Source organism: Streptomyces sp. AC512_CC834 (genome assembly GCF_019049325.1).
Classification (GTDB): Bacteria; Actinomycetota; Actinomycetes; order Streptomycetales; family Streptomycetaceae; genus Streptomyces.
The window spans coordinates 101,488-114,095 of sequence record NZ_JAGMUO010000017.1 but is presented as its reverse complement, the minus strand read 5'-3'; the positions used below and the strand labels follow the sequence as shown (position 1 = coordinate 114,095).

Sequence of the window (12,608 nt, the reverse complement as noted above, 5' to 3'; positions counted from 1 at the left end):
GCATGGACGCCGTACGGGTTGCACTGCTGCGGGAAGTGCTCGCCGGGACCGAGTGGCTGGGGGCCACCCGGCGGTTCGCGGGGGCGCTGCGGGGGTCGGTGGTCCCGCACGGGGGCGGTCTGCTGCTGGTGGGCACCGCCGAGCACGACCCCTGGCATCTGGCCGCGCATCTGGTGGACGAGGCCGCCTGGTCGGGGACGCCGGAGCTGGCGCCCACGCTGGTGCGGCACGACGCGCGCCCGTCGGACCCGGCGCATCTGGCGGTGGGCCTGGGGCGGCTGGCGGCGGCCCGGCGCGGGGAGACGCTGCTCGTGGTGACGCCCGACGACCCCGGCGCCCACCTCTTGGAGCGGGTGCACGACGCCCGCCGGGCCGGGGCGACGGTGCTGGCGCTGGGCACCGACCGCGCGCCGGGCGAGCGGGAGCTGACGGCCATGGCGCACGAGACGCTGACCGTGCCGGACGGCGCGGAGCTGGACCTGGACACGGTGCAGCACCTGGTCAGCGCGGCGGCCGGGGAGAACGCGGGGCCGCCGCCCCGGGGCCGCCGCCGCTTCCGGGACCGCCTGTCCCGCCTCGCCGACCACCTGACGGCCCCGCCCCCGTCCGGCTGGTGATTCCGGACTGATCAGCTACTCAGTCGTCGTCGGCGCGCTCGGCGGCGGTGGCGTCGTGCCACTTGGGGTCGTTCTCCCACTCGAGGTTGCGCTCGCGTGCGGTACGCATCGCGTGTTCGGCCTCCGTGCGGGAGGCGTACGGCCCGAAGCGGTCCTTTCCCGGGCAGTCCGGGCCCTCCTCGACCTTCTGGTGCTCCAGGCAGTAGTACCACTCGCCCGGTTTGCCGACCGTGCGCTTCTTGAACAGGGCCATGGACAGCTCCTCTCGCCACCGACATGTTCCCCCATGGCCGCTGGTTAGACTCGCTGCATGTCTGGCCAGTCGCTGCTCGTACCAGGGGAGCTGTCTCCCACCCGTTCCGTGCCCGGAAACATCCGTCGGCCCGAGTACGTCGGCAAACCCGCGCCGACGCCGTACACCGGGCCGGAGGTGCAGACGCCCGAGACGGTAGAGGCGATGCGCCTGGCCGGGCGGATCGCGGCGCGGGCGATGGAGGAGGCCGCGAAGCTCATCGCGCCCGGTGTGACGACGGACGAGCTGGACCGGGTGGCGCACGCGTACATGTGCGACCACGGCGCCTACCCCTCGACGCTCGGTTACCGGGGTTTCCCCAAGTCCCTGTGCAGCTCGGTCAACGAGGTCGTCTGCCACGGCATCCCCGACTCCACGGTGCTGCGCGACGGCGACATCGTGAACCTCGACGTGACCGCGTACATCGGCGGTGTGCACGGCGACAACAACGCGACCTACCTGGTCGGTGACGTGGACGAGGAGAGCCGGCTGCTGGTCGAGCGCACCCGGGAGTCCCTGGCCCGCGCGATCAAGGCGGTCCGGCCGGGCCGCCAGATCAACATCATCGGCCGGGTCATCGAGTCGTACGCCAAGCGGTTCGGGTACGGGGTGGTGCGGGACTTCACCGGTCACGGCATCAACAGTTCGTTCCACTCCGGGCTGATCGTCCCTCACTACGACAGCCCGCACGCGACGACCGTCATCCAGCCCGGGATGACCTTCACGATCGAGCCGATGCTGACGCTCGGGACCCACGAGTACGACATGTGGGACGACGGCTGGACGGTCGTGACGAAGGACCGCAGGCGGACGGCGCAGTTCGAGCACACGCTGGTGGTGACGGACTCCGGGGCCGAGATCCTGACCCTGCCGTAGCCGCCTCGCACGTGCCGTCGGACACACCGTCGCACGCGTCTTTCGGGCCCGCTCTCCGTACGGAGGGCGGGTCCTTTCATGTCCGGGTACCCTTTTACCGACAGGACGTCGGAAAGACTATTGACTTAGGTAAGCCTAACCATAGAAAATCGGGCCCATGGACTCCTTCTCGACCCTCATCCGCACGGCCTCCCACGAGCAGCACGTGGAGGCCGAGACCTCCACCTTCATGAGCGACCTGCTCGGCGGCCGGCTCGGCGTGGACGCGTACGCGCGCTACACCGAGCAGTTGTGGTTCGTCTACGAAGCCCTGGAGGCGGCCGCCGGACGGCTGGCGTCGGACCCGGTGGCCGGGCCGTTCGTCCGGCCGGAGCTGCTGCGGCTGGCCTCCCTGGAGCGGGACCTGGCGCATCTGCGGGGCGCCGGGTGGCGTACGGGGCTGACCGCCCTGCCCGCGACCGAGGCGTACGCGGCCCGCGTGCGCGAGTGCGCCGAGCAGTGGCCGGCCGGGTACATCGCCCACCACTACACGCGCTACCTCGGCGATCTGTCGGGCGGGCAGATCATCCGCGACAAGGCCGAGCGGACCTGGGGCTTCGCCAGGAAGGGCGACGGGGTCCGCTTCTACGTCTTCGAGGAGATCTCCAACCCGGCCGCGTTCAAGCGGGAGTACCGCGAGCTGCTGGACGGCATCCGCGCCGACGACCTGGAGAAGCAGCGGGTCGTCGCCGAGTGCAAGCGCGCCTTCGCGCTCAACACGGCGGTCTTCCGGGCGCTGGGCGAGGAGTTCCCGCTGTCGGCGTGACGCCCGGCCGACGCCCTGTGACGCTGGCCCGTCTCCCGGCCGGCGTCACGGGTCACAGGTACCGCTCGCGCTCCAGCGCCCGGCGCAGCTCGGTCGTCCAGCGCCGGTACGCGGGGACCTTGCCCAGCGCGTCGAGCGCGACCGTCTGTCCCAGCCGGCCGAAGTCCCGCTCCGCGTCGCGCCGCCCACCCAGAGCCGCCCTCAGCATGACCTTCGGGTCGGCCACCTTCTCCACGTCGTACGGCACCTCCCACGCGGCATCACGTGTGGGAGCCGCCTCCTTGAGCGCTTCGGGATCCGCCAGCATCCACGCCTCCGTCTCTCTCACGGGCACCAGAGCCACGATCCGGTCGGCGTCGTCGGAGAAACGCTCACGAATCGCATCGACCTTGGCCCGCTCGTTATGGTCGTGGTGGATCATCACGATGTCGAAGTAGCGGAGCAGATTGGCCACTTCACGCACCACCATGTCCCGCTGCGCCACGGTGAAGCACTCCCCCGCGACCACTCCCGAGTAGTCGAAGCCGAGCGGCGTCTCCAGGGCGAGTTCGGCGATCTGCCGGTCGACAAGCGGAACCAGGAACCACTGGTCGCTGGCTCCCTCCGTCAGAAGAGCCAGGCTGAGATACCTACGCCCCATGCGCGTACCGCCCCACCGGATCGAGGTACTTCCGCACCTCCAGGGGGCTGACGAACGTTCCGCGCTCCCCGCTTTCCGCCACCTTCCGCGCCCTGGTCAGCCGACGAGGCGGAAGCCCGTCGCCGAACCGGGTCACGGTGTCGAGGAAGACCACCGAGTCCGGGGCGTCCTCCAGCGCGGCGGCGAGCGCGACAGGTGAGTGCGTGGTGATCAGGATCTGCCTTCCGTCGCCAGAAGTGAGCGTCGCCGGATCGCTGGTCCTGCCTTTCAGCCGGGACAGCAGGTACGGGACCCGGGTGGGATGCAGGCCGTTCTCGGGCTCCTCGATCATCAGGAGACCCTCATGGGCGGGGTCGTGAGCCGCGGCCAGCAGCGCCAGAATGCGCAAGGTTCCCGCCGACGCGGCGCCAGGGGGTACGCGGTGCTCGTGCTGGTGCTGAAGCCAGACGTCCCACTGACCCCATTCGGCGTTGGCCGCCACCGTGATGTCCACGAGGTCGGGTAGGAGTGCCACAGCGTCGGCACGGAAGTCGTACCAGCTCTCGGGCTCCCGGGCGATCCGCCCCAGGACGGCCCCGAGGTTCTTTCCGTCCTCCGCGAGAGGTGCGGTGTCGTAGGTGGAGGAGACGACGCGCATCGCCTTGGGTGAGGGTTCAAGGATCCGCCAGTTCCCACTGGCCCCGGCCAGTTCCCTGCGGTAGGCGGCGTCTTGGACCGGGACCTCCGTGCAGTGCAGTTGTCCGGTTTCGTCGGGGACCAGGTGCCACGGTACGGGCTCGACCCAGTCCGGATCTGCCCCGCAGTAGTCATGAACGTTGAGTACCTCGGTGTCGACGCGCAGCGGATCGGGCGGATCCGCGTACGACACCCGCGCCTCGACCCTGACGTGGCAGTACCCGGCGTAGCCGTGCACGAGGACATGGGCCGCGATACGCATGGCCCTGACCGGCACACCGTCCGAGCCGCGCCGGAACAGCTCCTTCGGACCTCCCCTACGGGCGTGGTCGACCAGGGTCTGGCTCGTGGGCTCCCGGATCAGTTGTCCGAGAAGATCCACAGCCTCCAGCAGATTGGACTTGCCCGAGGCGTTGGCTCCCACCAGGACGGTGAACGGCGGCAGGTCGAGAGCGAAGCCGTCGAAGGACTTGTACCCGTCGATCTCGATCCGCGTGATCACCCTGCCACCTCTCTCCGCACTGTCTCGTGTGCACTGCGCCACATTATCCGGAGCACTCCCCCGTCTGTACGGCCAGCGGCTCCGTCGCGTGCACGCCCAGTGCCGGGCCGTTGTCCAGCTCCAGCACCACGACGGGGCCACCCGCCGCGTACTGATCGACGCGCACGCCCCGCACGGCCCGCCACGCACCCCACACGCGCACCTGCTGCCCGGCCCGGACCATCACCGCCGCCACCTCGCGCGCCGCGGGCTCGGCCACGATGTCCGGCGCCTTCAGTTCCGCGAACACCGTCTTGCCGATACCGGCGGCCCGCTGCTCACAGCCCCAGCGATGCGCGAGTGCCGACACGAGGAGGAGCCCCCGCCCGCCGGTCTCGTCCTCGCCGGGTTCCCGGGCCTCGGGACGGCCGCCCCCGGCGTCGCTCACCTCCAGCCGCAGCAGCCCGTCCACGACGGAGCGCGCGATCCGAACACCCACCTGCCGGTCGCCCGGCACCGGGACACGCAGGGCGTTGGTGACGAGTACCGAGAGCACCAACTCGGCGTTGTCCAGGGTCTCCTGACCCACGCCCCAGGTATCGAGCACGGCGTGCAGCAACGCCCGCGCGCGGGGGACGCTGCGGCGGTCACGAGGGAGTCGGAAGGTGACGTCGTTCGATGGGCTCACAGGAGCGACCTCCTCGGAGTTCGGGACCACGAGTGAAGTCCCCACGGCACGAGTCCGATTGGAGTCGCACCTTCCGTAGATTGCCTACGCACCAAGCAGCTCGCAACGTTGCCCCAAGGATCCGACTCTTTTCTCATCCCTTCGAGTGAGTGCCAGATTCATAGGTACACGTCTCTGCTAAAAGGGAGCCATGAACTCGCGAGGTACGACCGACCGCCCCTCTACCGTTCTCGGGCGACAGTTGGGCGACGAACTGCGCCGCTACCGCGAGGCCTCGGGTCTCACCACCACCCAGGCCGCCGAGGCCCTCGATTGCACCAAGGGCAAGATCAGCCGCATGGAGAACGGCCGCGTTCTGGTGCGCACACCGGATGTGGTCGCCCTGCTGCACGCCTACGGCGTGAACGATCCAAAGACTCGAGAGCGCCTCACCCTTCTCACAAGGACGGCCAACCGCCGTCGTCGCGAGGGATGGTGGCACCAGTACAGCTCGGTGCTGGCCGAGACGTACAAGGACTACATCGAGATGGAGTCCATCTGCGATCACATCAAGACGTTCCAGGCACAGTTGGTTCCCGGGCTGCTTCAGACTCCGGAGTACAGCAGGGCGGTGACCGTCGCTTCACGTGCTTGGCAGTCGTCCGAGGACATCGATCGATTCGTCCAGGTGAGGATCGCGCGGCAACAACGACTGACTGATGAGATGCCGTTGAACTTCTGGGCGGTTCTTGCTGAAGGGATTCTCCACCAACGAGTCGGCGGGCCCGATGTCATGCGCGCGCAGTTGAACCACGTAGCCGCACTGGCCGAGCTCTCCAACATCACGGTCCAGGTCCTGCCGTTCTCGCGGGGCGCGCACTCGGGTATGTTCGGCCCGTACTTGCTGATGAGCTTTCCTCAGGCGACAGCGCAGGACATCGTGCTGACAGAGGCCCCTACGGGCAACTTCTGGATGGAGCAAGAACCCGAAGTGGCCTACTACCGGGCACTCTTCGACGACGCGCGTACTCTCGCGCTGCCACCGGCGGAATCGCTCGCACTCATCCGTCGCATCGCTGAGGAGTTCACCTCATGATCCTGGAACACCGCACAGTCCTTCTCCTGGCCAAGGCCAAATGGTCCAAGAGCAGCTACAGCGGCGGCCAGGGCGAGTGCCTCGAGCTTGCCCCCGGTGTTCCCGCGCTCGCGCCCATACGGGACAGCAAGGATCCGGCCGGTCCTGTGATCCTGTTCGGCGGTGAGGCCTGGAATACCTTCGTGGCGCACCTGAGCTGAGGTCAGCGCTCCAGGCGCACCCGTCCGCCGATCTCGACCCAGCCCTCGGGCTGCGGTGCGGTGAGGATCTGGGAGCCGACCCCCTGCGTGACGTTCAGGGCGCGGCCCAGTTGTTCGGTCAGCAGGAGGGCTGCCGCGCCCGTCGCCTCGTCCTCGTCGATCCCGTCGTCGCGGCCCGGGAACGCGCGGGCCCTGATCCGGCCCGCCGCCTCGTCCTCCCACGCCCAGGCGTAGATCCACTCCCCCGGCGGCGGCACCGCCAGGTCGTCGACCTCCGCGACGGTGGCGTACTGACGCAGGGTGCGGGGCGAGGCCCACTCGGGGCGGGCCTCGATCCAGGTGAACTCCCCGTCCAGCCGGGTGCCCACCACCCCGGCCGGCGTGACGAGTTCGGGCACGTCGAGCAGCCAGGCGGTGCCGACGCAGGGGTGGCCTGCGAACGGCAGGCGCAGGGTGGGCGTGTAGATGTCGACGACGCCGCGCTCGGGGTCGTCGACGAACACGGTCTCGCTGAAGCCGAGTTTCGCGGCCAGTTCCTGCCGCCGCTCGGGCTCCGGCAGCACGGATCCCTCCCGGACGACACCCAGTTCGTTGCCGTATCCACCGTTCGGCGCGCAGAAGACGCGCAGTACGTCGTAGTCAGTCACCGGGGCATTCAAGCATCATGTGACCGCACGGCCCCGCGGAAGGAGCCCGCAGGGGTGCGGCCGGTGATGGGACAGCTTGTCCCGGCAGAAACGCCATGTGGGCGGCGTGCCGCCGGGACGAACTGTCCAATCGGGAGTCTCGCGTTGCACACAGCTCACTGGCTCGTCGTACGCCGCCTGCGCATCGCGACGACGGTGCCCGCGCCCGCGGCCACAGCCACCCCGGCCGCCGTGCCCAGCGCCGGGCCGGGGATGTCCGAGCCGGTGGAGGCGAGGCTGCCGCCGCCGATGATGCCGCCCGTCGTCGTGCCGGTGCCGCCGATGGTCGACCCCGTGCCGCCGGTGCCGCCGGAGCCACCGGTCGTGCCCGTGCCGCCGCCGGCGGAGCCGCCCGACGTGCCCGTGCCGTCGCCGTCCGGCAACTGCGCGTCGTCGCTCAGCGCCACCGACAGGTCGACGGCGTCGAGCGCGGTGCCGGCCTGGTAGAAGTCGCCGAAGGCCTTCGCGCCGGCGTCGGTGAGCGTGGCGGCCATGTCGTCGACCGTGATGACGTTCTTGGCGGCGCTCAGGTCGGCGGACTCGGCCTTGAGGTCGGCCAGGACCACGCCCTTGGTCTGCGTGCCGAGGCTGTTCACGTCGGCGGTGAGCTCGCCGGTGCCGCCGTCGAGGGTGGCCTTGAGGTTGCTCAGGGTCAGGTCGAGGCCGTACGTGCCGCCCGACTCGTGGCCCTTGAAGTTGACGGCGCCCTGGAAGGAGGCGGTGAGCTTGTCGGCGTCCGTGTCGTAGGTGCCGGTGGCGTCCTTGAAGGTGAACGCGCCGTTGCCGGCCGCCTGGGTGGCTCCGCCGGAGACGGTGACCGTGCCCTTGGCTATGGGACCGACGACGTACGCGCGGAAGGACTCCTTCACGCCCCAGCCGAGGGTGCCGTCGGCGATCTCGCCCCGGGCGGCGGCCTCGGTGGGCGAGGCGGAGGGTGAGCCGGACGGGGAGGTGCTGGTGCTCGCCGTCGGGCTCGGGTCCTTGGTCCCCGGCGACGTGCCGGGCGTGGTCTCCGTGTCGGTCGGGTCATCGGTCGGGTCGGGGGAACCCGGCTGCGTCGGCTCGCCGGTGGTGGGCTCCGTGGTGGGCTCGGGCCCGGAGGTGGGCTCCGTGGTCGGCGGGGTCTTCTGGACGACCGTCAGCGGGTCGCCCGCCGCGCCCCCGTAGCCGGCGCTGCCGAGGTACTCCCCCGCCTCCGCGGTGAGGGTGGTCGCCATGTCCGTCATCTCGCGGGTCACGGCGACCGTGGCGAGCGGTACGTCGTCGCCCTCCTTGGTGGGGGTGGCCCCCGAGGTGTCGACCGTCGTCACGTCGGCGGTGATCTCGCCGGCCCCGCTGTCGAACCGTACGTCGGTGAGCGTGACCTCGAAGTTGTGCGCGGCGGAGGCGCTCACCAGCTTGCCCTGGAAGGCGAGGTCGGCGGTGTGGTCCGTGGGGTCGTAGCTGCCGGTGCCGTCGGTGAAGGTGAACGCGCCGTTGCCGGCGGCCTGGGTGGCGCCTTCCGACGTGGTGAAGGTGCCGAACATGCCGACGTAGGTGCGGTACGACTGCTTGATGCCCCAGGTCAGTTCGTAGTCCTGGAGCGGGACCTCGGCGGCCGAGGCGGTGGAGGCGCCGACCGTGGCGAGGGCGGTCGCGCCGAGCGCGGCGGCCGTGGCCACGGCGGCGGCGAGTGCGGTGGAGCGGCGTCGTCTGACGGGCATGGCTCGGTTCTCCTTGAGTGGTGGGGTTGAGTGGTGGCGCCGCGCGGCGGCGGCCCGGTGTCGTGGATTCAGCCCTGATCCGGCGCGGACGCCGACTCGGCCGCCGACTCGGACTCGGCCGCCGAATCGGGCTCGGACTCGGACTCGGACTCGGCGGGCCGGGCGCGGCGCCTGCGGAGGGCGACGGCCACGAGGGCCGCGGCCACCAGCAGCAGGGCGCCGGCCGCGAGGGAGACGGGCAGTGCGGGGAAGTCGCCGTCGTCGGTGGCGCTCGCGACGGGTGCGGCGGAGGTGTCGGACCCGGCCTTCGTGGACTGCGGGCTCGGGCTCGCCGTGGGGGTGCTGCCGAGGTCGGGCAGGGCGGGCAGCTCCGCGTCGGCGGTGAGGGCGACGGCCAGGGACACCGGGTCCATCTCGGTGCCCGCCTGGTACATGCCGCCGAAGGCCTTCGCGCCGCGCGCGGTGAGCTTCGCGGGGGCCTCGGTGACCTTCACCAGGCCGTCGGCCGGCTTCAGGTTCTCGGCGGTAAAGGTGACCAGCGGCACCTTCTCGCTCTTGACGTCCGGGCTCGCCACATCGGCGTACAGCGTGCCCTTGCCGTCCTCGACGGTGGCCCGTACCGCGCCGAGGCTCAGGTCGAGTCCGTGGGCGCCGGTGAAGCGCACCGTGCCCTCGAAGGCCGCGGTGAGGTCGCCGTCCTCGTACGTCCCCTCGCCGCCGGGGAAGCGGTAGAGGGCGCCGCCGTCCTGGGCGCCGGCGGACAGGGTCCACTTGCCGTCGGCGATGTCGCCGGTGACGTACTCGCGGAAGGTGCGGCGCACACCCCAGTCGACGGCGCCGTCCTTGATCGCGCCCTTCGAGGTCTCCGAGGTCTTCGAAGTCTTCGTGGGGTTCGGAGACGTGTCGGCCTTGGTGGGTGTGCCGGACGGCTGCTTCTCCTGCGGCTGCGCCGCCGCCCGGACGTCGGCGGACAGGCTCACCGGGTCGAGGGCGGTGCCGGCGGTGTAGTACCCGGCGAAGGAACGGGCGCCCTGGGCGGTGAGGGTGGCGGGCAGGTTGTCGAGGGCCACGGTGCTGCCGCCGCCCTTCATGTCGATGCCGCCGAGGGAGAGGGTGGCGAAGGGCACCTGACGGGACGTCGTGACCGCCCCGGTGTCCTTCGCCCGGCTGACGACGTCCACGCTGAGCGTGCCGGTGGAGCCGGAGATGCTCACGGTGGGTCGGCTGATGGTGAGGTCGAGCTGGTAGGAGCCGGCGCTCGTGCGGTGGCCGAGGAAGTGCACGCCGCCCGAGAAGGCGGCGCGGAAGGAGCCGGTGGCGCCGTCGTAGGTGCCGGTCGCCGAGTGGAAGCGGAAGGCGCTGCCGCCGACGGTGGCCGCTCCCCCGGTCAGCGAGTAACTGCCCTTCGCGATGGGGCCGGTGACATAGCTCTGGAACGACGACTTGATGCCCCAGTCGAGCCGTCCGCCCTGCACGGTCCGGCTCTCGGCGTGTGCGGCGGACACGGGGAGCAGGGCTCCGAGGACGACCGCACACACAACAGTGACCAGGGCGCGAAGGCGGGCGGGCATGCGAAGTCCTCCGGATCGGGGGGCCGGTAGCGAACGAAGGTAAGGCTAACCTAAGCTCTAGCCGACTGATACCGGCCGTCGACGAAAGGACCGGACACACCGTGCGACGCTTGCGAATCCGACTGGCGGGAGCACTGCTGTCCGTGCTCGCCCTCACCGTGACCGCGACCGGATGCGGAGGCTCCGCCGAGACCGCGACCCAGACCGGGACCGAGTCCGGCGCCAAGGGCGACTCGGGGGCCGCCGCCGCGAAGGAGTCCGTCGCGAACCGGGTCGAGCCGCTCGCGAAGAGACCCCGGCCCGAACTCCCGGTGACCGTCCGCTCCGCCGACGGCGAGCGGGTGACGGTCGAGGGGGCCGAGCGCATCGTGCCCCTGTCCGGCAGCCTCAGCGAGATCGTCTTCACCCTCGGACTCGGCGACCGGGTCGTCGCCCGGGACGTCACCGCCACCTTCGAACAGGCGGCGAAGCTCCCCGTGGTCACCCGGGGCCACGACGTCTCCGCCGAGAGCGTGCTGTCGCTGCGGCCCGACCTGGTGATCGCCGAGACCACCAGTGGACCGGAGGAGGCGGTGGACCAGATCCGCGCCGCCGGAGTCCCGGTGCTCTTCGTCGAGGCGGCCAAGGGCCTGGACGACGTGGGCCCGCGCATCCAGGCGGTCGCCGACGCCCTCGGCGTACCGGCGGCCGGGAAGGAGCTGACCCGGCGCTCGGAGCAGCGGATCGAGGCCGCGCGCAAGGACGTTCCGCACGGCGAGAGGCCCCGGGTCGCCTTCCTGTACCTGCGCGGCTCGGCCTCCGTCTACCTGATCGGCGGCAAGGAGTCCGGCGCCGGCTCGCTGATCGAGGCGGCCGGGGCGGTGGACGCCGGGGCCGCCTCCGGTCTGGACAAGGACTTCACCGCCATCACCAGCGAGGCCCTCGTCAAGGCCGCGCCGGACGCGATCCTCGTGATGAGCAAGGGACTCGAATCGGTCGGCGGCGTCGACGGGCTGGTGAAGATCCCCGGTGTCGCCCAGACCCCGGCGGGGATGGACCGCCGGATCGTCTCCATCGAGGACGGCGTACTCCTCAACTACGGCCCGCGCACCGACCAGGTGCTGAAGTCGGTCGTGGCGCAGCTCTACGGCGAGGACGGCAAGGACGGTATGGACGGCAAGGACGGCAAGGACGGCGCGCAGTGACCGTACTGGACGACAAGCCGACACCGACCCACCCCCAGGCACCCGCCGCTCCGGCCCCGCCCCGCGCCCGGCGCACCACCGCCTGGCTGCTGACCGCGGCCCTCACCGCCGGCCTCCTGATCCTCGTCCCGGTCGCGGCCGGCACCGGCGCCTACCCGATCCCGGTCGGCGACGTACTCGGCTCGCTCCTGCACCGGACCGGTCTCGGCGGCACCGAACTGGACCGGGTGGCCGAGTCGGTGCTGTGGAACGTGCGGTTCCCGAGGATCGTCCTGGCGCTGCTCGTCGGCGCCTCGCTCGGCTGTGCGGGCGCCCTGATGCAGGGCGTGTTCGGCAACCCGCTCGCCGAACCGGGCGTCATCGGCGTCTCCTCGGGCGCGGCGGTCGGCGCGGTGGCCGCCATCGCGTTCGGCCTGAACTTCCTCGGCAACTGGACGGTGTCCGTCCTCGCGTTCGTCTCCGGCCTGGTCACGGTCCTGGTGGTGTACGCGATGTCCCGCTCGGGCGGCCGTACGGAGGTCGTCACGCTGATTCTGACGGGCATCGCGGTGAACGCCTTCGCGGGCGCGCTGATCGGGCTGTTCCTGTTCTTCGCGGACACGGCCGCGGTCAACCAGATCACCTTCTGGCAGTTGGGCTCGCTCGCGCAGGCGACCTGGCCGAAGGTGCTGGCGGTCCTGCCGTGCGCGGCGGCCGGCCTGGCCCTCGCCCCGCTGTACGCCCGCCGGCTCGACCTGCTGGCGCTCGGCGAGCGTCCGGCCCGGCATCTGGGCGTGGAGGTGGAGCGGCTGCGGATCGTGCTGGTGCTGGTGATCGCGCTGCTGACCGCGGCCGCGGTGAGCGTGGCCGGTGTCATCGGCTTCGTCGGGCTCGTCGTCCCGCATCTGCTGCGGATGGCGGCGGGGCCCGGGCACCGGTTCCTGATCCCGGGCAGCGCGCTGCTCGGCGCGCTGGTGCTGCTCGCCGCCGACCTGGCGGCCCGCACGGTCGCCGAGCCCGCCGAACTGCCGCTCGGGGTGCTGACGGCACTGCTGGGCAGCCCGTTCTTCTTCTGGCTGCTGCGCCGCACCCGACGCAGGCAGGGAGGCTGGGCGTGAAGGGCGTGAAGGGCGCGA

At 71.1% G+C, this 12,608-nt stretch carries 14 protein-coding genes; 7 read left to right on the top strand and 7 right to left on the bottom strand.

The features are described from left to right. Nucleotides 1–2: 2 nt before the first annotated feature. Nucleotides 3–617, top strand: a complete 615-nt coding sequence (locus tag KUM40_RS07230; protein WP_217164023.1) for a hypothetical protein — start codon at nucleotides 3–5, stop codon at nucleotides 615–617. Between the two features lie 19 nt (nucleotides 618–636). Here KUM40_RS07230 and KUM40_RS07225 read toward each other — a convergent pair whose 3' ends face one another. After that, nucleotides 637–870, bottom strand: coding sequence for a hypothetical protein (locus KUM40_RS07225; RefSeq protein WP_217164021.1), 234 nt, complete (start codon nucleotides 868–870; stop codon nucleotides 637–639). Between the two features lie 57 nt (nucleotides 871–927). Between KUM40_RS07225 and map the strand changes: the two genes are divergently transcribed. Next, on the top strand, nucleotides 928–1,785 hold the full coding sequence (gene map / locus KUM40_RS07220) for a type I methionyl aminopeptidase (RefSeq protein WP_217164019.1): 858 nt from the start codon (nucleotides 928–930) through the stop codon (nucleotides 1,783–1,785). A 157-nt stretch (nucleotides 1,786–1,942) separates the two neighbouring features. Beyond that, a complete protein-coding gene (locus KUM40_RS07215) occupies nucleotides 1,943–2,590 on the top strand; it encodes a heme oxygenase (biliverdin-producing) (protein WP_217164017.1) in 648 nt (215 codons plus the stop codon). 52 nt (nucleotides 2,591–2,642) lie between these two features. Here KUM40_RS07215 and KUM40_RS07210 read toward each other — a convergent pair whose 3' ends face one another. The 3 genes from KUM40_RS07210 to KUM40_RS07200 are packed head-to-tail and all read right to left on the bottom strand — an operon-like array spanning nucleotide 2,643 to nucleotide 5,074. Then, nucleotides 2,643–3,230 (bottom strand): DUF4276 family protein, encoded by a 588-nt coding sequence (locus KUM40_RS07210; protein WP_217164015.1) that lies wholly within the window; start codon nucleotides 3,228–3,230, stop codon nucleotides 2,643–2,645. Then, a complete protein-coding gene (locus KUM40_RS42345; RefSeq protein ID WP_217164013.1) occupies nucleotides 3,220–4,407 on the bottom strand; it encodes an AAA family ATPase in 1,188 nt (395 codons plus the stop codon). The genes KUM40_RS07210 and KUM40_RS42345 overlap by 11 nt, the downstream gene beginning before the upstream one ends. Before the next feature lie 43 nt (nucleotides 4,408–4,450). Continuing rightward, nucleotides 4,451–5,074, bottom strand: a complete 624-nt coding sequence (locus KUM40_RS07200; RefSeq protein ID WP_217164012.1) for an ATP-binding protein — start codon at nucleotides 5,072–5,074, stop codon at nucleotides 4,451–4,453. A 190-nt stretch (nucleotides 5,075–5,264) separates the two neighbouring features. Between KUM40_RS07200 and KUM40_RS07195 the strand changes: the two genes are divergently transcribed. Together KUM40_RS07195 and KUM40_RS07190 are read left to right on the top strand one after the other, a co-directional pair. Then, on the top strand, nucleotides 5,265–6,149 hold the full coding sequence (locus tag KUM40_RS07195; RefSeq protein ID WP_217164010.1) for a helix-turn-helix transcriptional regulator: 885 nt from the start codon (nucleotides 5,265–5,267) through the stop codon (nucleotides 6,147–6,149). Continuing rightward, nucleotides 6,146–6,349 (top strand): DUF397 domain-containing protein, encoded by a 204-nt coding sequence (locus KUM40_RS07190; protein ID WP_217164009.1) that lies wholly within the window; start codon nucleotides 6,146–6,148, stop codon nucleotides 6,347–6,349. The genes KUM40_RS07195 and KUM40_RS07190 overlap by 4 nt, the downstream gene beginning before the upstream one ends. Before the next feature lie 2 nt (nucleotides 6,350–6,351). Here KUM40_RS07190 and KUM40_RS07185 read toward each other — a convergent pair whose 3' ends face one another. The 3 genes from KUM40_RS07185 to KUM40_RS07175 all read right to left on the bottom strand — a co-directional run bounded on the left by KUM40_RS07185 (nucleotide 6,352) and on the right by KUM40_RS07175 (nucleotide 10,309). Further along, nucleotides 6,352–6,996 carry a PhzF family phenazine biosynthesis protein gene (locus KUM40_RS07185; RefSeq protein WP_217164008.1) on the bottom strand — a complete coding sequence of 215 codons (645 nt, stop codon included), beginning with the start codon at nucleotides 6,994–6,996 and terminating at the stop codon, nucleotides 6,352–6,354. A 155-nt stretch (nucleotides 6,997–7,151) separates the two neighbouring features. After that, complete coding sequence (locus tag KUM40_RS07180; RefSeq protein ID WP_217164007.1) at nucleotides 7,152–8,738, bottom strand: HtaA domain-containing protein; 1,587 nt, start codon at nucleotides 8,736–8,738, stop codon at nucleotides 7,152–7,154. Between the two features lie 68 nt (nucleotides 8,739–8,806). Continuing rightward, the gene (locus KUM40_RS07175; protein WP_217164006.1) at nucleotides 8,807–10,309 is read right to left on the bottom strand and encodes an HtaA domain-containing protein; all 1,503 of its coding nucleotides are present in this window, start codon (nucleotides 10,307–10,309) and stop codon (nucleotides 8,807–8,809) included. A 101-nt stretch (nucleotides 10,310–10,410) separates the two neighbouring features. On the opposite strand from KUM40_RS07175, the gene KUM40_RS07170 reads away from it, so the two are divergent. Together KUM40_RS07170 and KUM40_RS07165 are read left to right on the top strand one after the other, a co-directional pair. After that, the gene (locus tag KUM40_RS07170) at nucleotides 10,411–11,493 is read left to right on the top strand and encodes a hemin ABC transporter substrate-binding protein (protein WP_217164005.1); all 1,083 of its coding nucleotides are present in this window, start codon (nucleotides 10,411–10,413) and stop codon (nucleotides 11,491–11,493) included. Continuing rightward, nucleotides 11,490–12,590, top strand: a complete 1,101-nt coding sequence (locus tag KUM40_RS07165; protein ID WP_217164004.1) for an iron ABC transporter permease — start codon at nucleotides 11,490–11,492, stop codon at nucleotides 12,588–12,590. The genes KUM40_RS07170 and KUM40_RS07165 overlap by 4 nt, the downstream gene beginning before the upstream one ends. The last annotated feature ends 18 nt before the right edge of the window (nucleotides 12,591–12,608 follow it).